Origin of the sequence: Agrobacterium sp. 10MFCol1.1 (assembly GCF_000381165.1) — a bacterium.
Classification (GTDB): domain Bacteria; phylum Pseudomonadota; class Alphaproteobacteria; order Rhizobiales; family Rhizobiaceae; genus Agrobacterium; species Agrobacterium tumefaciens.
In genome coordinates this window covers 358258-381303 of sequence record NZ_KB906077.1, presented here as the reverse complement: position 1 = coordinate 381303, position 23046 = coordinate 358258, and the positions used below count along the sequence as shown (strand labels likewise).

The 23046-nt window shown below is 58.9% G+C and carries 21 protein-coding genes and 1 riboswitch; of the genes, 12 read left to right on the top strand and 9 right to left on the bottom strand.

The genetic code is table 11. From position 1 onward, the window contains the following. Positions 1-404 precede the first annotated feature (404 nt). The 5 genes from F617_RS0117040 (at position 405) to F617_RS0117020 (ending at position 8153) form a co-directional block, all read left to right on the top strand. The gene (locus F617_RS0117040) at positions 405-1355 is read left to right on the top strand and encodes a phosphoribosylaminoimidazolesuccinocarboxamide synthase (RefSeq protein WP_003516858.1); all 951 of its coding nucleotides are present in this window, start codon (positions 405-407) and stop codon (positions 1353-1355) included. 2 nt (positions 1356-1357) lie between these two features. After that, the gene (locus tag F617_RS0117035; protein ID WP_019566104.1) at positions 1358-2017 is read left to right on the top strand and encodes a TetR family transcriptional regulator; all 660 of its coding nucleotides are present in this window, start codon (positions 1358-1360) and stop codon (positions 2015-2017) included. Positions 2018-2215: 198 nt separating this feature from the next. Then, the gene (locus tag F617_RS0117030) at positions 2216-3418 is read left to right on the top strand and encodes an efflux RND transporter periplasmic adaptor subunit (protein WP_025594474.1); all 1203 of its coding nucleotides are present in this window, start codon (positions 2216-2218) and stop codon (positions 3416-3418) included. Between the two features lie 53 nt (positions 3419-3471). Continuing rightward, positions 3472-6561 carry an efflux RND transporter permease subunit gene (locus F617_RS0117025; RefSeq protein ID WP_003516853.1) on the top strand — a complete coding sequence of 1030 codons (3090 nt, stop codon included), beginning with the start codon at positions 3472-3474 and terminating at the stop codon, positions 6559-6561. A 149-nt stretch (positions 6562-6710) separates the two neighbouring features. Then, positions 6711-8153, top strand: coding sequence for an efflux transporter outer membrane subunit (locus F617_RS0117020; protein ID WP_019566102.1), 1443 nt, complete (start codon positions 6711-6713; stop codon positions 8151-8153). Positions 8154-8266: 113 nt separating this feature from the next. On the opposite strand, the gene efp is transcribed toward F617_RS0117020, so the two are convergent. After that, positions 8267-8836 carry an elongation factor P gene (gene efp, locus F617_RS0117015; protein ID WP_019566101.1) on the bottom strand — a complete coding sequence of 190 codons (570 nt, stop codon included), beginning with the start codon at positions 8834-8836 and terminating at the stop codon, positions 8267-8269. Between the two features lie 250 nt (positions 8837-9086). On the opposite strand from efp, the gene epmA reads away from it, so the two are divergent. The 3 genes from epmA to F617_RS0117000 all read left to right on the top strand — a co-directional run bounded on the left by epmA (position 9087) and on the right by F617_RS0117000 (position 11779). Continuing rightward, complete coding sequence (gene epmA, locus F617_RS0117010; RefSeq protein WP_019566100.1) at positions 9087-10151, top strand: EF-P lysine aminoacylase EpmA; 1065 nt, start codon at positions 9087-9089, stop codon at positions 10149-10151. Continuing rightward, positions 10148-11212 carry a lysine-2,3-aminomutase-like protein gene (locus F617_RS0117005; protein ID WP_019566099.1) on the top strand — a complete coding sequence of 355 codons (1065 nt, stop codon included), beginning with the start codon at positions 10148-10150 and terminating at the stop codon, positions 11210-11212. The genes epmA and F617_RS0117005 overlap by 4 nt, the downstream gene beginning before the upstream one ends. A 378-nt stretch (positions 11213-11590) precedes the next feature. Continuing rightward, the gene (locus F617_RS0117000; RefSeq protein WP_003516843.1) at positions 11591-11779 is read left to right on the top strand and encodes a hypothetical protein; all 189 of its coding nucleotides are present in this window, start codon (positions 11591-11593) and stop codon (positions 11777-11779) included. Positions 11780-12088: 309 nt separating this feature from the next. On the opposite strand, the gene F617_RS0116995 is transcribed toward F617_RS0117000, so the two are convergent. Continuing rightward, positions 12089-12325: an Lrp/AsnC ligand binding domain-containing protein gene (locus F617_RS0116995; RefSeq protein WP_003516842.1), complete on the bottom strand. Its 237-nt coding sequence runs from the start codon at positions 12323-12325 to the stop codon at positions 12089-12091. 116 nt (positions 12326-12441) lie between these two features. Then, entirely contained in the window at positions 12442-13353 is a 912-nt protein-coding gene (locus tag F617_RS0116990; protein WP_019566097.1) for a LysR family transcriptional regulator, read from the bottom strand. 130 nt (positions 13354-13483) lie between these two features. Between F617_RS0116990 and F617_RS0116985 the strand changes: the two genes are divergently transcribed. The 4 genes from F617_RS0116985 (at position 13484) to modC (ending at position 17526) form a co-directional block, all read left to right on the top strand. Next, on the top strand, positions 13484-14767 hold the full coding sequence (locus F617_RS0116985; protein ID WP_019566096.1) for an FAD-binding oxidoreductase: 1284 nt from the start codon (positions 13484-13486) through the stop codon (positions 14765-14767). A 130-nt stretch (positions 14768-14897) separates the two neighbouring features. Continuing rightward, positions 14898-15689, top strand: coding sequence for a molybdate ABC transporter substrate-binding protein (gene modA / locus F617_RS0116980; RefSeq protein WP_019566095.1), 792 nt, complete (start codon positions 14898-14900; stop codon positions 15687-15689). A 56-nt stretch (positions 15690-15745) separates the two neighbouring features. Continuing rightward, positions 15746-16453, top strand: coding sequence for a molybdate ABC transporter permease subunit (gene modB / locus F617_RS0116975; RefSeq protein WP_003516834.1), 708 nt, complete (start codon positions 15746-15748; stop codon positions 16451-16453). Beyond that, the gene (gene modC, locus F617_RS0116970; protein ID WP_019566094.1) at positions 16450-17526 is read left to right on the top strand and encodes a molybdenum ABC transporter ATP-binding protein; all 1077 of its coding nucleotides are present in this window, start codon (positions 16450-16452) and stop codon (positions 17524-17526) included. Before modB ends, modC begins: the two co-directional genes overlap by 4 nt. Here modC and F617_RS0116965 read toward each other — a convergent pair. The 6 genes from F617_RS0116965 to thiC form a co-directional block, all read right to left on the bottom strand. Beyond that, positions 17495-17893: a winged helix-turn-helix domain-containing protein gene (locus tag F617_RS0116965; protein WP_003516830.1), complete on the bottom strand. Its 399-nt coding sequence runs from the start codon at positions 17891-17893 to the stop codon at positions 17495-17497. The two genes, modC and F617_RS0116965, sit on opposite strands and share 32 nt — an antisense overlap. Positions 17894-17896: 3 nt before the next feature. Then, a complete protein-coding gene (locus tag F617_RS0116960; protein WP_003516827.1) occupies positions 17897-18901 on the bottom strand; it encodes a P1 family peptidase in 1005 nt (334 codons plus the stop codon). 61 nt (positions 18902-18962) lie between these two features. Continuing rightward, a complete protein-coding gene (locus tag F617_RS0116955) occupies positions 18963-19736 on the bottom strand; it encodes a thiazole synthase (RefSeq protein WP_003516825.1) in 774 nt (257 codons plus the stop codon). A 4-nt stretch (positions 19737-19740) separates the two neighbouring features. Beyond that, entirely contained in the window at positions 19741-19938 is a 198-nt protein-coding gene (gene thiS, locus F617_RS0116950) for a sulfur carrier protein ThiS (protein ID WP_003516823.1), read from the bottom strand. Continuing rightward, positions 19907-20911, bottom strand: coding sequence for a glycine oxidase ThiO (thiO, locus tag F617_RS0116945; protein WP_019566093.1), 1005 nt, complete (start codon positions 20909-20911; stop codon positions 19907-19909). Before thiO ends, thiS begins: the two co-directional genes overlap by 32 nt. A gap of 1 nt (position 20912) precedes the next feature. Next, on the bottom strand, positions 20913-22736 hold the full coding sequence (gene thiC, locus F617_RS0116940; protein WP_026330909.1) for a phosphomethylpyrimidine synthase ThiC: 1824 nt from the start codon (positions 22734-22736) through the stop codon (positions 20913-20915). A 94-nt stretch (positions 22737-22830) separates the two neighbouring features. Beyond that, a riboswitch (TPP riboswitch) is annotated at positions 22831-22942 on the bottom strand. Between the last annotated feature and the right edge of the window lie 104 nt (positions 22943-23046).

Genomic DNA, 23046 nt, shown 5'->3' with positions numbered 1-23046 from the left:
TTCTTCTCATATTCAATTGTCAAAAAACAGACCGCTCATTGCAGTCACAAAATCAAACCCCAAAAGCAAAAGCCCTTGGAAAACAACAAGCAGTCAGCTCATCAACATGATTTCTTTAGAACGAAAGACTTCGTCGCCAGCAGCGCCGCCGCCCTCGTTCAGTGAGCGGACTTATAAGAGATCACCCTCAAACAAGTCAACACACCTATCGTCAAAAAACTGACATTTTTGCTAAACGCATGAAAATAAAAGATAGTTTCAAGACGGACCGCTAGGGAGGCAGGAAGAGCCTCCTGTATCTGCCGACTGGTTCTGTTTCGGGAAACATGCAATAGGAACGGATAAGAGTTTCAGCCAGACTGGGGCGTCCAACGCCCCTTATAGCCTTAAGAATTGGAGAGCCCGTGCGCATTCTCGATGAAGCCGTCATTCCCGAGCTGCCGAATTACTACCGTGGCAAGGTGCGTGAAAACTACGATCTGCCCGACGGCAACCGCATTATCATATCAACCGATCGCCTCAGCGCATTCGACCGCATCCTCACCTGTGTTCCTTATAAGGGGCAGGTATTGACCCAGACGGCACGCTACTGGTTCGAGCAGACGAAGGATATCTGCCCCAACCACGTGGTCAGCTATCCCGATCCGAATGTCGTCATCGGCAAGAGGCTTGAAATATTGCCGGTCGAAGTGGTGGTTCGCGGTTATCTGGCCGGCACCACCGGCACATCTATCCTGACCCTTTATAAGAAAGGCCAGAGACAGATGTACGGCATGAGCCTGCCGGACGGGATGAAGGACAACCAGATCTTGCCCGAGCCGGTGATCACGCCGACGAGCAAGGCCTTCGATGGTGGTCACGACGAGCCGTTGACGCCGGCCGAGATCGTGGAGAAGAAACTTCTGACGCAGGAGCAATGGGACACGCTTTCCCGTTACGCGCTCGCACTGTTCAAGCGCGGACAGGAGATTGCCGCAAAGCAGGGCCTCATCCTCGTCGATACGAAATACGAATTCGGCACCGATGAAAACGGCACGATCATTCTGGCAGACGAAATCCACACGCCTGACAGCAGCCGCTACTGGATGGCTGAAACCTATGAAGAGAGCTTCCGCAACGGCGCACGGCCGGCAAGCTTCGACAAGGATTTCGTGAGAGCCTGGGTTGCCGAACGCTGCGATCCCTATAAGGACGACGTTCCGGAAATTCCGCAGGAACTCGTATTGCAGACGTCAAGGGTATATATTGATGCATACGAACGCATCACCGGACAAAGCTTCGTTCCCGACGATAGCGGCGAGACGCCGCTGGCAAGAGTGCGCCGGAACCTGGAGCAATTTTTCCCCGGAGTCTGACCTTGAGCAAAACGATCGAACAGGCGAGAAAGGGTGACAGGAGGAACGACGTTCCTGTCAAGCGCCGGCCTCGCCGTTCCGCCGAAGAGACGCGGCGGGACATTCTTGCCAAAGCCGAAGAACTTTTTCGCGAGCGCGGGTTCAACGCAGTGGCGATTGCCGATATCGCCGCAGCACTCGGCATGTCGCCCGCGAACGTCTTCAAGAACTTCAATTCGAAGAATGCGCTCGTCGATGCCATCGGGTTTGAGCAGATCGGTGCCTTCGAGCGGGAAATCCACCCGCTCGATAAAAGTCATGCACCAGTTTCAAGGCTGCGCCATCTCGCCCGCACCCTGATGGAACAACACCATCAGAACCTCAACGACAATCCCTATATATTCGAAATGATCCTGATGACGGCCAAGCAGGACATGAAGTGCGGTGACTATTACAAATCCGTCATCGCAAACCTGGTGGCCGACATTATTCGCGATGGCGTAGATAAGGGAATTTACGCCCCCGCCGACATCCCGCCTCTGGCGGAAACCGTTCTCCACGCACTCGCGAGCGTCATCCATCCCGTCCTCATCGCACGGGAAGATATCGGCAATTTAGCAACACGTTGCGATCAACTGGTTGATTTAATCGAGGCAGGATTGCGCAATCCGCTTGCTAAGTGACGATTCTCAACTTACGTCACCTTCTCGCAATTGCTTGCGAAGCGTGAAAGCCTGCGCTTCTATGCGAATGGCGGTCCGAGCAGATTGAACGAAGAAGGTCCCCATAGGGCCTTCACCCATCGTCCCTGCACCCGGACCAGCATCCGCCGAGCGACACTGCGCTTATAGTTGAATGCGACCGATACGCAGGGAAGAACAATGAGCCGACGTATTTTACCCCTATTTGCTTCTCTGTGCATGACCGCAGTTCTCGCGGGATGCAGCGATGGCGGCGAAAGCAGCCAGACCGCCGGCCAGGGCGCCGCGCGTCCCCCGTCTCCGGTCAGCATCATTGTGATGAAGACGAGCGAATATCCCCTGACCACCGTTCTTCCCGGCCGCGCAAGCGCGTTCCAGACGGCGGAAATCCGCCCGCGCGTCACCGGTATCATCCGCGACATTCCCTTCAAGGAAGGCAGCGAGGTCAAGCAGGGTGACATTCTCTACCAGATTGAAGACAACACCTATCTGGCAGAAGTGGCACAGGCCAAGGCAAGCGTGGCGAAAGCCGAAGCAAGCGTTCCGAGCGCCCAGGCGAACCTTGCCCGCTACGAGCGGCTGGTCAACAGCGGCGCAACGCAGATCGAATATGAAAACGCCAAGGTGACGCTGCTTCAGGCCGAAGCCGACGTGGCCCAGGCCAAGGCTGCGCTGGAAACGGCTGAGATCAATCTCGATCTCACCAAGGTCCGCGCGCCTTTCGACGGCATAACCAGCGCTACCGCTTTCAGCATCGGGAACGTGGTGACGGCAAACCAGACGACGGCTTTGACGACGCTGCGCCGCATCGATCCGATCTACATCGATCTGATGGAATCCAGCATCAATCTTCTGCGTCTGAAAAAGGCGATCTCGTCGGGCCAGCTCGGCGGCGATACCAAGGAGACCGGCATTCACCTGACGCTGGAAGACGGCACCGAATACAAGCATGACGGCAAGATCGACATGTCGGACATGGCGGTGAGCGAAACCACGGGCACCTTCTCCATCCGTGCTCTCTTCGATAACCCGGACGATCTTCTGCTTCCCGGCACCTATGTTCGCGCAACGCTGACCATCGGTAAGGAAACGGGTTTCCGCATCCCGCAGCGCGCAGCGAGCCGGAACGCCAATGGCGAACTGACCGCAAAATTTGTCACCGCGGAAAACAAGGTGGAAACGCGCACCTTCCCGTCCAGCCAGCAGTCGGGCAATGCCTGGCTGGTGACGGAAAATGTCAAGGATGGCGACAAACTTATCGTTGACGGCTTCCAGTGGATTGCCGACGGCGCGACGGTCGCGCCCGTGGAAGTGACCATCGACGATCGCGGTATCGTCGTTCTGCCGCAGCAAGCTCCGCCTGCCGCCGCCCCCTCGAAATAAACATGAGCACGAAACCCTCGGTCGAAGCTCGTAAAAGGTAAGGCAGGACTGCCATGGCCCATTTCTTTATCAGGCGCCCCGTTTTTGCATGGGTTATCGCCATCGTCATCATGCTGGGCGGCGCTCTGGCAATTGTGACGCTCTCCATCTCGCAATATCCCGATATTGCCCCAACGACGGTCCGCGTCAGCGCAACCTATAACGGCGCTAGCGCGGAGACGGTCGAAAAATCGGTGACGACCATCATTGAGGACGGCATGACCGGCCTCGACGACCTCACCTATATGACCTCGTCTTCCTCGACCGGCAGCGCCGAAGTGACGCTGACCTTCGGCAACAGCATCCTGCCTGACATCGCGCAGGTTCAGGTGCAGAACAAGCTGCAGCTCGTGCAGTCGCAATTGCCCGACACCGTGCAGCAGCGCGGTATTCAGGTCAGCCGCTCCACATCGAGCATTCTGATGGTGGGTGCGCTGATCTCGACGGACGGCAAGCGCAATTCGGCCGATCTCGGCGACGTGTTCTCTTCGCGCGTTGAAGACCAGATCAAGCGCCTTGAAGGCGTGGGCAGCATCAACGTCTTCGGTTCCGAATATGCGATGCGCATCTGGCTCGATCCGTTCAAGCTCAACAAATACCAGCTGACCACGGCTGACGTCACCGGCGCCATCGAAAGCCAGAACACCCAGGTTTCAGTCGGCTCCCTCGGTGCCGTTCCCGCCGTCCAGGGCCAACAGCTCAATGTGACGGTGACGGCGCAGAGCCAGCTCACCACCGTCGCCGATTTCGAATCGGTCATCTTGAAGGTTGAGAAAGACGGCGCAACCGTTCGCCTGAGCGACGTGGCCCGCATCGAAATCGGCCAGGAAACCTATGGCGGTGATTCCCGCTCGAACGGCCGTCCTTCCGCCGGTTTCGCGGTCAACCTCGCCACGGGCGCCAACGCGCTCGATACTGCAGCACGTGTCAAGTCCGCGCTTACGGCCGTTGAGGGCTCGCTGCCTGCGGGCGTCTCGATCGAATATCCCTACGACACGACACCCTTCGTGAAGCTGTCGATCGAGAAAGTGGTGCATACGCTGATCGAGGCGATCATCCTCGTCTTCGTCGTGCTGCTGGTCTTCCTGCAAAACCTGCGCGCCACCTTCATTCCGATGATCGCCGTGCCCGTCGTGCTCCTCGGCACGTTCGGCATCCTCGCAGTCACCGGATATTCTATCAACACGCTGACCATGTTCGCCATGGTTCTGGCGATCGGCCTTCTCGTGGATGACGCCATCGTCGTTGTTGAAAACGTCGAGCGCATCATGTCGGAAGAGGGCCTGTCGCCGGTCGAGGCGACGGAAAAATCGATGGGCGAGATAACCGGCGCCATCATCGGCATCGCGCTCGTCCTGACCGCCGTGTTTATTCCCATGGCCTTCTTTGGCGGATCGACTGGTATCATCTATCGCCAGTTCTCGATCACGATCGTTTCGGCCATGCTGCTTTCGGCGGTGGTCGCCATCGTTCTGACGCCGGCGCTGTGCGCCACAATGCTGAAGCCCATCGACCATACCAAAAAGCAGCGTGGACCGGGTGCCTGGTTCAACCGCGGCTTCGGCAAGACGACGGACGGCTATGTCTCGTCGATCGGCTATCTGCTGAAGCGGCCCCTGCGCGTGACGATTCTTTTCCTGATCGTCGTCGGCGGCTGCGCCTGGTTCTTCACCAAACTGCCAAGCTCCTTCCTCCCACAGGAAGATCAGGGCGTGCTGCTGACGATCATCCAGACACCGACCGGTTCGAACATCGAACGCACCAACGAGGTGGTAAAACAGGTCGAAAGCTACTTCCGTGAAAAAGAAGCAGCCAATGTCGAATCGGTTTTCGGCGTGCTTGGATTCAGCTTCAGCGGTTCGGGTCAGAACAACGCGATCGTCTTCACCAAGCTCAAGGACTTTTCCGAGCGAACCGCACCCGATCAACACGCCGCCGCCATTGTGCAGCGGGCAATGGGTACATTCTTCGGCTTCCGCGATGCACAGGTATTCCCGCTTTTGCCGCCGGCAATTCAGGGCATGGGCACGTCGAGCGGTTTCTCCATGTATCTCGTGGATAGCGGCCGCAACGGCACCGATGCTCTGACCGCAACCTCCAAGGACCTGATTGCGCTTGCAACAAGCAATCCAAAGATCAGTTCTCTGCGAAGCGACAGCCAGGACAACGAAACGCAGATGAAGATCATTCTCGATCAGGAAAAGATGGGGGCCATGGGCGTCGATCTTTCCTCCGTGAACCTGATGCTGTCGACGATCTTTGCCGGCCGGGATGTCAACGACTTCACCCTGAACGGTGAGCTCAAGCCGGTCTATGTTCAGGGCGATGCACCCTATCGCATGCAGCCGGACGACCTGAAGTTCTGGTATGCCCGCAACACCAGCGGCGAAATGGTACCTTTCTCCTCCTTCAGCGAGGTGAAGTGGATCAACGCGCCGCCGTCACTGGCACGCTACAACGGTACGGGCGCGATCTCGCTTGAAGGCACCGCCGGCGCAGGCGTTGCTTCCGGCGAAGCCATGGACGAGATGGAACGTCTGACGGCAAGCATGCCAGGCGGTTACACCGTGGCATGGCAGGGCATCTCCTATCAGGAACGCCTTTCCGGCTCGCAGGCGCCCATGCTGTACGCGCTGTCGGTTCTCATCGTGTTCCTTTGCCTGGCTGCCCTTTATGAAAGCTGGTCGATCCCGTTCTCGGTCATTCTGGCTGTCCCGGTGGGTGTCCTCGGCGCTTTGACTGCGGCCCATTTCTTCGGCCAGACGAACGACGTCTACTTCAAGGTGGGCCTGCTGACGACCATCGGCCTTGCCGCGAAAAACGCGATCCTGATCGTTGAATTCGCCAAGGAGAGGCAGGAGCACGGGTTAAGTCTGGTGGAAGCGGCACTGGAGGCGGCGAAGCTGCGCCTGCGTCCGATCATCATGACGTCGCTCGCCTTCATCCTCGGCGTCGTGCCTCTCGCGATCGCAACCGGAGCGGGTTCCGCTGCACAAAATGCAATCGGTATCGGGGTGCTGGGTGGTATGCTTTCTGCAACACTGCTCGGAATTTTCTTCGTTCCGTCCTTTTTCGTCATCATTCGTCGCCTTTCAAGGCGTTAACAAAACAAAAATGGGCTGTGCCAACCGTTAATACGCTGCTAGAAATATGGCCGATTTGGCAAACGCACGTTTCTAGGGCATATCGACCGCGCAGCCCATTTGTCAGCAAGCCGCGCTTGGTAAGCCAACCAGAGAATTGGGAAAATTATATGCTGTCTATTCGCGCTACTATTCCCCTGACAATGCTACTGCTTTCGGGCTGCGTTGTCGGACCCGACCACAAGACGCCGGAAATTCAATTGCCGGGAAAGTTCGCGGAAGCCGGAAAAACCAGTAATGGCGACATCAGCAGCGTTGCATGGTGGACGGCCTTTAACGACAACCGCCTGAACGGTTACGTCTCCACCGGCCTTGCGCAGAACCTCACCGTGATGCAGGCAATCGAGCGCATCAATCAGGCACAGGCCCAGGTGATCGTGGACGGCGCCGGCGGCCTGCCGAGCCTGACAGGCAGTGGCAGCCACACGACGAGCGAGACCAAGGGCAGCTACCGTGACGTTCCCGTCACCAACGTGTCCAACGGCAGCCTTAGCATTTCCTGGTTCCTCGACCTTTTCGGTCGCTATCGCCGGGCAACGGAAAGCGCCGATGCTTCGCTTGACGCCGCGTACTCCACCGTCGACGTTCAGCGCCTGACGCTGATTTCCTCAGTCGCCGCGGCCTATATCGACGTGCGCTATTATCAGGAGCGCCTGGCGATTGCCCGCCAGAACCTGAGTTCACGCCGCGAAACGCTCGATCTGACGAAGCTGCAGCTCGAAGCGGGTGCGGCCTCGCGCCTCGATGTCGTCCAGTCCGAAGGTCTGGTCAATTCAACGCTGTCGCAGATACCCGGCCTCGAAACCAGCTTCCGCAAGTCAGCCCACCGCATCGCGACCCTGCTCGGCATGCCGGCCTCGTCGCTCATCGCCGAGCTGCAGAAGGGCGCACGCCAGCCTGTTGCGCGCGCAGTTCCCCGCACTGGCATCCCGGCCGACCTGATCCGCAACCGTCCGGACATCCGCGTCGCTGAACGCAATCTCGCCGCTGCGGTCGCCACGATCGGTGTAACCGAGGCACAGCTTTATCCAAGCATCGAGCTTGGTGGCGCGATCACCCCGAGCTACAATTTCCTGAGTGGCGGCGGCAGGGGAACGGCCAATAGCTGGTCCTTCGGTCCGAGCCTCACTCTCCCGATCCTCGATGGTGGCAGACTGCGCGCCAATGTCGACATCGCGAACTCTCAAGCACGCGAGCAATATCTCGTCTGGAAGGCAACCGTTCTCAACGCAGTTGAAGAAGTCGAAAACGCCCTGGCCGCCATCAATCGCGACCAGCGTACCGTCGACGCGCTGAGAAAGACTGTCTCATCCTACCAGGAAGCGCTGCAGCTCTCGACAGCCAGCTATCGTGACGGTGCTTCGTCTCTGCTCGACGTTCTGGATGCCCAGCGGTCGGTCTCCGATGCGCAGGCAAACCTTGCAACGGCGATCCAGACGACCGCGCAGGATTATGTATCGCTCAACGTGGCTCTCGGTGGCGGTTATGCCGTTGGCCAGCCTGCCCCGAAGAAGTCCGCCGGCCCAACCGTGGCCGCTGCAAAGGGCATGTAAGAAACGCCTCAAGGCAAATGAAAAGCCCGCGTCGAGACGCGGGCTTTTTTTGTATTCCAGACACAAAAAAAGCACCGGTCACCCGGTGCTTTTTGTTTCACCTGCCGTCAGGCTCAGTTCTTGGCGCGCTCGACGTAGGAATTGTCTTCCGTCGCGATGACCACGCGGATACCGGCGTCGATGTGCGGCGGCACCATGGTGCGGATGCCGTTGGAAAGAATTGCCGGCTTGTAGGAAGAAGAAGCCGTCTGGCCCTTCACAACCGGTTCCGTTTCGACGATTTCCAGCGTGACGTGGCGCGGTAGTTCGACAGCCAGCGGATTGCCTTCGTGAATGGACAGAACGCAGGTCATGCCTTCCTGCAGATAGGCCTTCTGGTCGCCCATCGTCTCGGCATCGACAACGACCTGATCGTAGTTTGCCGGGTTCATGAAGTGAAAGCCTTCGCCATCTTCGTAAAGGAACTGGAAGTTCAGGTCTTCGACGAAAGCGCGCTCGACCTGTTCGGTCGTGCGCCAGCGCTCGGAAACCTTCACGCCGTCAACGATGCGGCGCATGTCAACCTGCGTGACCGGCGTGCCCTTGCCCGGGTGAAAGTTCTGCGCGGTGAGAACAACGTAGAGCTTGCCGTCCACGTCGAGAACATTGCCCTTGCGGACGGATGAGGCGATAACCTTGACCATATGACTTCCTTGTAACTCGATGAAATGCGTCGTAAAGGACTGCGCGATAGCACCGGCCCGGCAGACGTTTTGTCTTTTTTCTGGGGCGCAACTACCTTAAATCCGCGCGAATTGCCAGCCTTCTACAGCAATTCGCGGAAGAGTGCCTAGCGGTTTTCCGCCCGGAATTGCTTTAAATGATGCGATCAGGCGTTTTGCGGGCCGTTTATCCGTAACAAGGCCAGCAGGTAAGACGGAAAAGAAAAAAGAGATGGGCTCAAGCAACGAGACAATGTCGCCCTGGTGGACGCCCGACGTCCATGCCGACCGCCGCGCCTTCCTGCTTGGACGCAACGCGATCCAGTCGAAATTTCGCAGCTATTTCGCGCGCGCGGACTTTCTAGAGGTCGACACCGCCACATTGCAGATTTCTCCTGGCAACGAGGCACATCTGCATGCCTTCGCCACCCAGGGACTGACGCCGGCCGGCGACGCCGCCCCGCTTTATCTCCACACCTCGCCCGAATTCGCCTGCAAGAAATTGCTCGCGGCCGGTGAAGAACGCATTTTCTGTTTCGCCCATGTTTATCGAAACCGGGAAAGAGGCCCCCTGCACCACCCAGAATTCACGATGCTGGAATGGTATCGGGTCGGAGAAACCTACGAGATCCTGATGAAGGACAGCGCCAATCTTCTGGCGCTGGCGGCAGAAACCGCCAAAACAAACAATTTCACCTATCGTGGCCGCAGCGTCGATCCGTTCCTCGAACCGGAACGTCTGAGCGTCGCGGAAGCCTTCGATCGCTATGCGGGAATTGATCTTCTGGCGACGATTGACCGAAACGGCGAGACGGATAGCCAGCACCTTGCCGCAAGCCTCACCAATGCCGGAATTCGTGTGGCTAAGGACGACACCTGGGCGGATATGTTCAGCCGCGTTATCGTGGAGCGGGTGGAACCCGAACTGGGCTTCGGCCGCGCCACCATTCTCGATGAATACCCCACAAGCGAGGCTGCGCTTGCACGCAAATCGCCTGGGGATGCGCGGGTGGCGGAACGGTTCGAGCTTTATGCGTGTGGCGTGGAACTTGCCAATGCCTTTGGCGAATTGACCGACGCTACTGAGCAGAGACGGCGTTTCGAAATGGAGATGGTTGAGAAGCAGCGGGTTTACGGCGAGACCTATCCTTTGGACGAGGATTTTCTGGCGGCGCTGGCGATCATGCCGCCGGCAAGCGGCATAGCACTCGGTTTCGACCGACTGGTGATGCTGGCAACCGGCGCGCCCCGAATCGATCTGGTCATGTGGGCACCCGTCGCGGAATACGGACGATGACAAGGCTTGAAACCATCAAGACACCCGAAGCACTTGTTGAGGCGGGGTTGATCAAGACCGAGGCGCTCGAGGACGTGCGCGTGGTGACGCAGCGTTACGCGTTAGCCATCACATCGACAATGGCCGATCTGATGGACAGCCGCGATCCGCAGGACCCCATCGCGCGGCAATTCGTGCCGGACCTAGCCGAACTCGTCCACCTTCCCGACGAACGGGACGATCCGATCGGCGACGGTGCACATAGTCCCGTCCATGGCATCGTCCACCGTTATCCGGACCGGGTGCTCTTGAAGGCGGTGCATGTCTGCCCCGTCTATTGCCGTTTCTGTTTCCGCCGCGAAATGGTCGGGCCGCAGGGCAACGGCATGATGAGCCCGGAAGAGCTGGACGCCGCATTCGACTATATAAAAGCCAACCCGGCCATCTGGGAGGTCATCCTCACCGGCGGCGATCCGCTGGTGCTCTCGGCGCGGCGATTGTCCGACCTGATGACGCGGCTGAAAGACGTACCGCACGTCAAGATCGTTCGCTTCCACACCCGTGTGCCGGTCGTCGATCCCGAACGAATCGACGGGCCGCTGATCGAGGCATTGAAGGCCAGCGGCAAAACCACCTATGTGGCCCTGCACGCCAACCACGCACGCGAACTTGGGCAAGCAGCTAGAAGTGCTTGCGCGCGGCTGATCGATGCCGGCATCGCCATGGTCAGCCAGACCGTTCTTTTGAAGGGCATCAACGATGATTCGGCAATTCTCGCCGAACTGATGCGCGCCTTTGTCGAGAACCGTATCAAGCCTTACTACCTGCACCACCCCGACCTTGCGCCCGGCACCAGCCATTTCCGGCTGACGATAGAAGAAGGTCAGCGAATCGTTTCCGCGTTGCGCGGGCATGTCTCCGGTCTTTGCCAGCCGACCTACGTTCTCGACATTCCGGGCGGTCACGGCAAGGCCACGATCGGCCCGAATGCGGCCGAAAAAACCCGCGATGGCTGCTACTCCGTCTCGGACTTCAACGGAAACGATCATATTTACCCGCCGCCTGCATCCGGCGACGATTAAAAAAAGCATAAAAAGCCCGCCGTGCCGGGCTTTTCAAAGCGGCGTCGAACGAAAACAAAAATTTCACATTTCCGCCCCCCTCCTGTCATCATAAAGAAAAATATTCTACCTATAACAATCAGCATTGATTTTAATGGTGGTCTGGATTATCAGTGTGGAACTGGAGAGCGAGTCTCCTGATTCCGGATCAACACCAATACAGGGAGTGTGTCATGTCAAAATATATTCGCATCAACGCAATCCTTGGTCTTGAGTCCTGGAATGCTGGATTTAAATCCACGTGTTCCCGCTGCTGTCGAATGTGACCTGACGGTCTCAATTTTCTGAAAATCAGTTCGACAACATGCTGTGTTAATGAGCCACAGCGGGAGTATACCTATGCAAAAGCAAGTTATTGAATTCGCTGGCGAACCCGTCGGCATCGTCATACCGGACAACGACCGGCTGAAGTTCATCGCGGTGAAGTTCCACGTCCACGACCTGGACGAACAGAAGTTCGACAGCGCCGACGATGTGCGGATTGCAATTCGCAATCTCGTGCGCAGCCGGAACCTGGCCGCGGCCTGATGCGGGAAACCCATCACCCGCTCACGGACCTTTCAAAACCAAAGCGCGCCCAATATCGGATCCCGAATACCGGGTCGATGGCGCGCTTTTCTATTGCCTGACAATTCGTCCACTGGTCTGTCATAAACCACGACGGGGTGTATCAATACGCCCTGCACTAGGGTGAAATAGCTTTTTCAAATCCGGATTGGAGTGCCAAAGCCACGCGCTCCTAGAGCTCCCACCGCTCCTCATTTCTGTGCTTGTCACAGGAATCCAGCCAGCCCAGATCCCAGGGCTGAAAAGACTCTCTCGCCGCCCAGACACGCGTCAGAACGCGGTAAAGGTCAGCGTCGTCAACGAGCGGACGATGCCCGGAATGTTGACGATGTTCTGGTTGATAAACTTGCCGATATCCTCTTCCTGCGGAAGATAGATCTTCAGCATCAGATCATATTCGCCGCTGGTGGAATAAAGCTCGGAAACCAGCTCCGTTTTATAGATGGCATCGGCGACATCATAGGTCTTGCCGGGCTCGCATTGAAGCTGGACAAAAATGGGCTTCACGGACATCTCCCGTATTGGAACTTGTGGTGCGTGGCTCTTCGCCATGCGTCATGGCGCACTATTGGCTTAGCCGCGCCGGTCTTGCAAGACCGCCTGCCGGTTTAGGCAGAAAAGTCTCATCCGCTGCTACCAGCCCCGATCGCGGCCTGAGAAACGATCCAGCTTCGAAAACTTTCAAGCGGAGCGTAACCGGCGCGATCCGGCATGCAGGCGAGATAATAGGCCTCTTCGCTCTCCACCTCGCCGGTAACCGCCGCGACAAGCCGGCCGCTTCGCAACTCCTCCTCGATCATGAAGGACGGAACGAGCGATGCCCCGACCCCGGCACTCGCCGCCTCGGCAATCGTCGTGAACTGATCGAAAAGCATGCCATGCACATTGTCGAAAACCACATCATGGCTGCGAAACCATTGTTCCCAGGCATCCGGCCGGGTCGTCATGTGCAGCAGCGGCACATGCAGCAGATCGCCCGGCTGTGAAAGCCCGTAGCGCTCCCTGAAAGCGGGACTGCACACCGGAATGACTGTTTCATGCATCAGAAAAACAAGTTCGGTACCCGGCCAATGCGGCAAACCGAAATGGATCGCCGCATCGACTGTATCGGTACGGAAATCGAACAGCGACGAACGCGTAAGAAGATTGACCGAAACGCCTGGATGTCGGGCAATGAAATCGGGAAGACGCGGCACCAGCCAGCGCGTACCAAAGCTTGGCAAAACACCGAGATTGAGCGTGCCGCCATCCGGATTGGCGCGCAGATTGAGCGACGCGGTCGATATTCGCCGCAGGGCCTCCCGGATTTCCCGCGCATAACCCTCCCCCGCCCGGGTGAGCCGGATTGTCTGCCGCTCGCGCAGAAACAGCGCCACGCCAAGCTGCTCCTCAAGCGCGAGGATCTGCCGGCTGACCGCGCCTTGAGTAAGCCCGAGTTCTCTCGCAGCCGCGGTCACGCTGCCGGTGCGCGAGGCGGCTTCAAAGGCCGCAAGAAGTGAAAGCGACGGCAAGAAGCGCCGAGGCGGCAGAACCATATTCCCTCACGGAATGAACTCTTGACGATATGTCGATATTCAACAGGTGAGGCCGCTTGTAAAGTCTCATAAACAAGGGCTTGTCACTCATACGGAAAACAAATGAACTCGCCCGGAAAATGGTGGAACGATGTATAATGACCCCCGCTCGCACGGCCTCTGGGAAAAGACCGCGCCGCAGCCGCCCGCAACGCCTCCACTGCAAGGCGAGGCGGTTGCCGATGTGGTGATTGTCGGCGGTGGCTTCACCGGACAATCCGCCGCCCTTCATCTTGCTGAAAAGGGCATGGATGTCGTTCTTCTCGAAGCCAGGGAAATAGGCTTCGGCGGCGCCGGCCGCAATGTCGGTCTCATCAACGGCGGCATGTGGGTCATGCCGAGGGAGTTGCCCGGCGTGCTGGGCGAAACCTACGGGGAACGGCTTCTCAGCCTTCTGGGTGACGCGCCGTTGCTGGTGCGCGAATTGGTGGAAAAACACGCGATTCCCTGCGAGATCGAAAAGAATGGCACATTGCATTGCGCCGTCGGTGAAAAAGGGCTCGCCGAAATTCGCGAGCGCTGCGAACAATGGGCAGCCAGAGGCGCTCCCGTCCGCCTTCTCGATGCCGATGAAACGGCAAGACACACCGGCAGCACCGCCTATTCCGGCGCACTTTTCGATACGCGGGCTGGCACGCTTCAGCCGCTTGCCTATGTTCGTGGTCTGGCTGCCACCGCGCAAAAGGCAGGAGCACGGCTGCACACCGCCAGCCCCGTCGTGTCGACCGAACGCAGCGGCGGAAAATGGGTGGTAAAAACACCGCAGGGATCGGTGACCGCCAACTGGATCGTCGTCGCCACCGAAGCCTACAGCACCGGGCCTTGGCAGATCGTCCGCGACGAACAGACCTACCTGCCCTACTTCAACTTCGCGACCAGACCGCTTAGCGACAATCTGCAAAAGAGTATCCTGCCGAACCGAGAAGGTTGCTGGGATACAAAGGAAATCCTCTCCTCGTTCCGCATGGACAAAGCGGGTCGGCTGGTCTTCGGCAGCGTCGGCGCCTTGCGCAGCGCGGGTGCCGCCATTCACCGGGCATGGGCCAAACGATCGCTGAAGCGGCTTTTCCCGCAACTGGGAGAGACGGAATTCGAATGCGAATGGTACGGCCAGATCGGCATGACGGACAATGCCGTGCCGCGTTTCCATAAATTCGCGGAAAATGTCGTCGGTTTTTCCGGTTATAATGGCCGCGGCATCGCGCCCGGTACTGCCTTCGGCAAGGTGATTGCGCAACATATTCTCGGTGATATCGCCGAAAACGACCTGCCTCTTCCCGTGACCGAACCAAAAGCGCAGGCCTTCCGGGCAGTGAAGGAGGCCTATTACGAGGTGGGCGCACAGATCGCTCATTTCGCCGGTGAACGCTTCTGATCAACAGGCCGAAAGCCGCCGGTCGTGGCGGCTTTTTTAAACGGCATCGATATATTCTTGAAAATATAATGATTGCCCTATAGGCCTATCGATATATTCATCAGGATATCTCGAACCGGGGGAACACACCGTGAGACTCTTACGCCGCACCTTCTTCAAAACCATCGCCGCAGCAACATCCTTCTGGGTGGCGGCATCTTTTGCGGTGGTTCCCGCCCATGCCGGCGAAAAAGTCACGGTGTTTGCTGCCGCGAGCATGAAAAACGCACTTGATGCGATCAATGCCGAATGGGCGAAGGAAAGCGGCAATGAAGCGACCGTGTCCTACGCCGCAAGCTCCGCACTTGCCAAACAGATCGAGCAGGGTGCACCGGCGGATATCTTCATTTCCGCCGACCTCGCCTGGATGGATTATGTTGCCGAAAAGAAGCTGATCAACGTCGAAAGCCGCTCCAATCTTCTTGGCAACCGCATCGTTCTCGTCGCCCCGGCCGATAAGGCCAAGCCGGTCGATATCAAAAAGGACTTCGATCTCGCCGGACTGGTGGGCGATGGCCGACTGGCCATGGGCGCGGTCGATTCCGTTCCGGCGGGTAAATACGGCAAGGCTGCGCTGGAAAAGCTCGGCGTCTGGTCATCCGTGGAAAAGAAAGTCGCCGGCGCGGAAAGCGTGCGCGCAGCGCTGCTGCTCGTGTCGCGCGGCGAAGCGCCCTATGGCATCGTCTACCAGACCGATGCGGCCGCCGATCCGGGCGTGAAGATCGTCGGCACCTTCCCGGAAGACAGCCATCCGCCGATCATCTACCCCGTCGCCATTCTCTCGGAAGCAAAATCTCCGGCGGCAAAATCCTATCTGGATTTCCTGAAGTCCGCCAAGGCTACGCTCTTCTTCGAAAAGCAAGGCTTTACCGTTTTGAAATAAACTGCGTTTCGCGGTCCCATCCCGTATGGGACCGCGAGAGATGACGATTGTAGGATATGGCTTTGCATTGGTGGACACTCAGCCCTGAAGAATGGACGGCGATCAGGCTCAGCCTGTGGGTGTCCTCCATCGCCATGTTCGCCAGCCTGCCCTTCGGCATTGCGGTTGCCGTCGCGCTGGCGCGCGGGCGCTTTTGGGGCAAGTCGCTGCTCAATGGCATTGTCCACCTGCCGCTCATTCTGCCGCCCGTCGTCACCGGCTTTCTGCTGCTCGTCCTCTTCGGCCGCAGGGGCGCCATCGGCCAGTTTCTAGACAGCTGGTTCGGCATCGTCTTTTCCTTTCGCTGGACGGGGGCGGCGCTCGCATGCGCCGTCATGGCGTTTCCGCTGATGGTGCGCTCCATCCGCCTCTCTATCGAAGCGGTGGACAGCAAGCTGGAAGAGGCGGCCGGAACCCTGGGTGCAAGCCCCCTATGGGTGTTCCTCACCGTCACGCTTCCCCTGATCCTGCCCGGCATCATCGCGGGCATGATCCTCGCTTTCGCCAAGGCCATGGGCGAATTCGGCGCGACCATCACCTTCGTTTCCAATATTCCCGGCGAAACCCAGACGCTGTCCGCCGCCATCTACACTTTCACGCAGGTTCCGGGCGGCGATGCAGGCGCATTGCGGCTGACCATCGTTTCCGTCGTGATTTCCATGTTGGCCTTGCTCGTCTCGGAGTTTCTGGCCCGCATCATCGGCAAACGGGTGAGCATGGAATGACGCTTTCTGTCTCCACCCGCCACCGCCTCGGCTACTTCGAACTCAACGCGTCATTCACCTCTGATGGCGGCGTTACAGCGCTTTTCGGACGCTCTGGCTCCGGTAAGACGTCGATGATCCGCATCATCGCAGGTCTGCTGCGGCCAGATAGTGGTCAGGTATCGCTCGATGGCGAAGTGCTGGCCGATAGCGGAAAGCGCCTGTTCCTGCCGGCGCACAGGCGCCATTTTGGTTATGTTTTTCAGGAAGCGCGGCTGTTTCCTCATCTCAGCGTTGCCCAGAACCTGAACTACGGCAAATGGTTCGCTACGGAAAAATCTGAGCGGGCGAATGAAAACCGCATTATCGATATGCTTGGCATCGGCCATCTTCTCCAGCGTCGTCCGAACAAGCTTTCCGGCGGTGAAAAACAGCGGGTCGCCATCGGCCGCGCACTCCTGTCATCGCCCAGACTACTGTTGATGGACGAACCTCTCGCCTCACTGGACGAGGAACGAAAGGCCGAGATCATCCCTTATCTGGAACGGCTGCGCGACGAGACGAAAATCCCGATCGTCTATGTCAGCCACTCCATCCAGGAAGTCGCCCGCCTTGCCGACCGCATAGTTGTTATGAAGGACGGCAAGGTGGAGGTACAGGGAAAAGCGGCCGACGTGCTGTCACGGTCGGATTTTAGCGCACATCTTGAGCGACGAGAAGCGGGCAGCATCCTTTCGGGACACATCGAAAGCTTCGATGAAAGGCACGGGCTTGCTGCCGTAAGGCTCTGCTCGTCGCTCCTGCAGGTTCCAGCAAAAAGAGGAACACCCCGCACCCCGGCACGCGTGCTGATACCGGCGCGTGACGTCATGCTTGCCACGGCAAAACCCGAAGGCCTGAGCGCACTTAACATCCTCGAAGGCCATATTGCCGGCATCTCGACCAGCGAAGACGGCATGGTAACCGTTCAGGTGGATTGCGGCGGCGATATTATCCAGTCGCGTATCACCGATCTGTCGCGCGAACGTCTCCAGCTGGAACCCGGGAAACCAGTACATGCGATCATAAAGTCGGCGGCTCTCGATCCGTATTAGTGATGGCGGCATCAGGATTGCGGTTGGCCTCAAGCCAGTCGATATCCTTGCGCAGGGCCTCATCCATCCGCTTTTCCATGCTGCGATAACGTTCAAGCAATTCGGCACCGAATGCGGTCAGCGCAGCCCCACCACCCTGCTTGCCGCCCCGCTGGGACTCGATCACCGGCTGCCTGAACATATGGTTCAGCGCATCCGCAAGCAGCCATGCACGGCGATAGGACATGTCCATCGCTCGCCCGGCGGCCGAGATCGAACCGGTCTCGACAATCAGCTCCATCAACTCGATCTTACCATGGCCGAGACGATCTCCGGGCGGAAAATCGATGCGGAGAACGGGCTTCAGTGGCTGATGTATATTGCTCATCGGCTAGAAACCCCGGCCATGAAGATCGCGATAGGCTTTCTGCGCACCGAGCTGCGGCAGAGCCGTCGCCTCGTAAACACCGCGCGCCACTGCGCGCGCCATAACGATGGTAGCGAGATGGCAGAGTTCCGCGAAATGAGCGCCGCCCTCAAGCGGCTTCTCACCGGTCGCAGCCGAAAACATGGTGTCGCCGTCGCTCGGCAGATGGGCGGGCAGCACGGCGCGCGCCAGCCCGTCATGCGCCATGATGGAAAGGCGGTGCGCCTGCGCTTTGGTAAGGACGGCATCGGTGACCACGGCGCCGATGGTCGTCGCGGTGAGGTTGACGCCCTTGAGACGAAGCGCGGTATGATCCGGTTCGAAACGATCAGGAAAACCGCAGTCGCCGAACTCGCCCTGCTCTTCAAAAGGCGCAGACCAGAAATGGCGGCTGCTGCCAACGGTTGCCGAGCCAAGCGCATTGACGGCGACGATGGCCGCCACCTTGTAACCGCCGGAACTGATAGCGCTTGCCGAACCAAGTCCGCCCTTGAAGGTGGCGGTGGTCGCCCCCGTTCCCGCGCCGACTGTTCCAAGCCCGAAGGGCTCCGCACGCGCCGCCCTGAAAGCCGCATAGCCCATCTCGCGATAGGGCGAATGCAGCCCCCACTCCTTGTTGCCACCATTCAGCAGATCCATGAGGATCGCCTGCGGCACAATGGGAACACGGGTGGAACCGACTTGCAGGCCACGCCCGATCTCGCGCAGACCGGCCTGAACACCACCCGCCGCATCCAGCCCGAAAGCCGAACCGCCTGAAAGTACGAAGGCATCCACGGTTTCCACCGTCATCGCCGGGTCGAGCAGGCCGGTATCACGACCACCGGGCGCCCCGCCAAGAACCGAACCGGAGGCGATTACGGGTTTTTCGAAAACGATTGCGGTGACGCCGGAGCCGAGTGCAAGATCGGTGACATTGCCGACCAAAATCCCATTGATATCCGTCAGAAGATTATTTCGTGCCGCCATGCCGTTCCCCTTTTCTCCCGGTATCCCGCCGCCACGGGGCACTGTCAACGCAAAAGGTGAATCAGGAAAATACCGCCGTGCCAATCACCGGTGTCGAGGGAATGGCCATATCTCTCGGCTCCAGCGGCCCCGCCACAAAAGCCTGATGCCCGGCCTCAATGGCGCGGGCGAAAGCTTCCGCCATGCCGACCGGGTCACCCGCCCCCGCGACCGCCGTGTTGAGCAGAACGGCATCGTAACCAAGCTCCATCACCGTCACCGCATGTGACGGCCGGCCGATACCGGCATCGACGATCAGCGGCACATCCGGAAAACGCGCCCGCATGGATTTCAGCGCCATCAGATTAAGCGGCCCCATGGCGCTGCCGATCGGCGCGCACCAGGGCATCAGCACCTTGCAACCCGCATCCAGGAGCTTTTCCGCCACGACAAGATCATCAGTCGTATACGGAAAGACTTCGAAACCATCGTCGCAGAGAATTTTCGCCGCTTCGACGAGCGCAAACACATCGGGCTGCAAGGTGTCGTGATGGCCGATGACCTCCAACTTGATCCAGTTGGTGTGAAAAACCTCACGCGCCATCTTCGCCGTCAGCACCGCTTCCTTCACGGTATGGCAGCCAGCCGTATTGGGCAGAATGTAACGATCCAGCTCGCGGATCAGCTCAAAAAACTGGCCACCCTTCTTGCCGCCTGCCGTTTCCCGACGCAGCGAAATCGTCAGAATATCCGTGTTGCTGGCCCGCACTGCATCGGCAAGTACGGCGGGAGACGGATAACGCGCCGTGCCGAGCAGGAGGCGCGACGAGACCTCACGGCCATAAAGCGTCAGCATGGCCTCAACCTCCCTGCATCGGCGAAAGGATTTCGACACGGTCGAACGCCTTCAATCGATAATCGGCGCGCTCTTCCGAATGCACCAGATCGCCATTGACCGCCGTCGCCAGCCACTCGCCTTCATAATCGAGGCTGGTGAGTAACCCGGCCAGCGTCTCGGTGGCGAGATCAAGCTCGTCGCCATTCACCAGAAGTTTCATGATCCTGTTCCTTTCCAGAGATATCTTGGCAGACGATTTCAGCCGCCTGCCGCGCCATCGCCGGCGACAGCAGGAAGCCATGCCGGTGGGCGCCGTTGATGAAGACGGTCCGGCCGTCCTGCGTAACTTTCGGCAGATTGTCGGGATAGGCGGGGCGCACGCCCGTTCCGGTCTCGATGATTTCCGCTTCGCCGAAGGCCGGATGTACGGCATAGGCGGCGTTCAGAAACTCCATCATCGAGCGCGCTGAAATGGCTCCGGCATCCTCTGTCTCGATCATCGTCGCCCCCACCATGAAGCGACCCGGCTCACGCGGCACAATGTAAAGCGGAATGCGCGGATGTAAGAGCCGGACGGCGCGCGACAGGGAAACCTCTGACGTGGCGAGATAGAGCATTTCTCCCCGCACGCCGCGAAGATTGGCAATCTCGCCCACCGCCGCAGCGCCCGTGCAATCCACCACCCGATCGAACGGCTGCTCATCCACCGGAATACCCATATGAAACCGCACGCCCAAGCCGCAAAGCCGCGTATGCAGCGATTTGAGCGCAAGGCGCGGATCGAGATGCCCCTCGCCCGGGAAATAAAGCCCGGAGCGGAACCGCCCGGCAAGGTCAGGCTCCAGAGCGGCGATTTCACCCTCATCCACCCATCGGTACCCTGCGGTTCTGGATGCGAAACGCGAAAGCTCGGCTTTGTCGCGGGCGGGCGCGACGACCAGCGTGCCGTGTCTGATGACAAGGCCGGGGGTCGCCTCATCCCACCAGTCGAGAGCCGCCTGGCCGAGCATTAGTACCGCCTCGTCCGCACTTTCACGCTCGCACCAGGGCGCCAGCATTCCGCCCGCGTAAAAGGATGCGCCGCGCGAGGCTTCAGCATTGCGCTCCGAAACCTCCACGGTTGCACCGCGCCGCGCCAGTTCGAAGGCCGCCGTCAGACCGGCGACCCCCGTTCCCTTGACAAGGACACGCATGCTACTGGCCGTCTGCCGGGGTCGCGAGCGGCATGTAAAGCTCGCCACCTTCCTTGAAGCGCGCGGCCATGGCCTCCAGCCCTTCCTTCTGCGCCTCGGCGCGGATGTCGTGGGAAATCCGCATCGAGCAGAATTTCGGCCCGCACATCGAGCAGAAATGTGCGACCTTGTGCGCCTCCTTCGGCAGGGTCTCGTCATGGAAGGAGCGCGCCGTGTCCGGATCCAGCGACAGGTTGAACTGGTCTTCCCAACGGAACTCGAACCTTGCACGCGACAGCGCATCGTCCCGCACCTGTGCTGCCGGATGACCCTTGGCGAGATCGGCAGCGTGAGCCGCGATCTTGTAGGTGATGACACCGACCTTCACGTCGTTACGATCAGGCAGACCCAGATGTTCCTTCGGCGTGACATAGCAGAGCATCGCCGTGCCAAACCAGCCGATCATCGCTGCCCCGATGCCGGAAGTGATGTGGTCGTAACCGGGGGCGATATCGGTCGTTAGCGGCCCAAGCGTATAAAAGGGCGCCTCACCGCATGTCTTCAACTGCTTGTCCATGTTCTGCTTGATCTTGTGCATCGGCACATGGCCGGGGCCCTCAATCATGACCTGGCAATCCTTCGCCCATGCGATCTGTGTCAACTCACCGAGCGTCTCCAGCTCGGCAAATTGCGCGGCGTCGTTGGCGTCGGCAATCGAACCGGGCCGCAACCCGTCACCCAGCGAGAAGGAAACATCATAGGCACGGCAGATGTCGCAGATCTCGTCGAAATGCTCATAGAGGAAGCTTTCCTTGTGATGATGCAGACACCACTTGGCCATAATCGACCCGCCGCGTGAGACGATACCGGTGACACGGTTGACGGTAAGCGGAATGTAATGCAGCCGAACACCGGCATGGATGGTGAAATAATCCACGCCTTGCTCCGCCTGTTCGATCAACGTGTCGCGGAACACTTCCCAATTCAGGTCCTCGGCAATGCCGTTGACCTTCTCCAGCGCCTGATAAAGCGGCACTGTGCCGATCGGTACCGGCGAATTGCGGATGATCCATTCGCGGATATTGTGGATGTTGCGCCCGGTCGAAAGGTCCATGACGGTATCGGCACCCCAGCGGATCGCCCAGACCATCTTCTCCACCTCTTCGGCCATGGAGGAAGTGACGGCGGAATTGCCGATATTGGCGTTGATCTTGACCAGAAAATTACGGCCGATGATCATCGGCTCAAGCTCGGGGTGATTGATGTTGGCAGGGATGATGGCGCGACCCGATGCGACTTCCTGACGGACGAACTCCGGCGTCACATAATCGGGTATCTGCGCGCCAAAACTCTCGCCATCACGAGCCAGCTTCTCCTTCGCCGCTTCGCGCCCCAGATTTTCGCGGATGGCGATGAACTCCATTTCCGGCGTGATGATGCCTGCCCGCGCATAGGCAAGCTGCGTTACGGCTTTTCCTTCCGTGGCCCTCAGCGGCTGGTGGCGCACGGCGAATTCCGGCGTCAGGCGCTCGCCGGTGGCAAAGCCGTTATCCTCCGGTTTGACGTGCCGACCGTCGTAAGCCGCGACATCGCCGCGCGCTACAACCCAGTCGTGACGCAGGCGTGGCAGACCCTTTTCGATCAGAACGTTATGCAATGGATCGGTATAGGGGCCTGAGGAATCATAGACCGTGACCGGCGGTTCGCCCGCCGTCGGGTGGACGGCGATTTCGCGCATGGGCACGCGAATATGCGGATGCAAAATTCCGGTTTTGTGGATTTTCGTGGAGGCGGGATGCGGCCCGGTTGTGACGACAAGCGGGATATTCTTGGCAACGATATTCATCATGAGGCTCCAAAGTTTGACAGTGGAGACCCAGTTCGAGCCGGAATGATGGAAAATACCGACGCGTCGGCAGCGCAAGTTACACGCAATCCGACCTTCGGTCTTTGCACCGTCCCTACGCCAGTATGAACTGGATCAGGTTCAACGGGTCACTGCGCATAAAAGCAGAATCTCAGCCCCTTGACGGGACACCCCTGGTGAATGGACACAAGAGAAAACACCGCCCGACATTTGTCAAGGGTGCTGCTGATGGCTGGCAAAGGTGGACGAACAACAAAAGCGCCGTTAGTGGTAATTAACCTAACGGTTT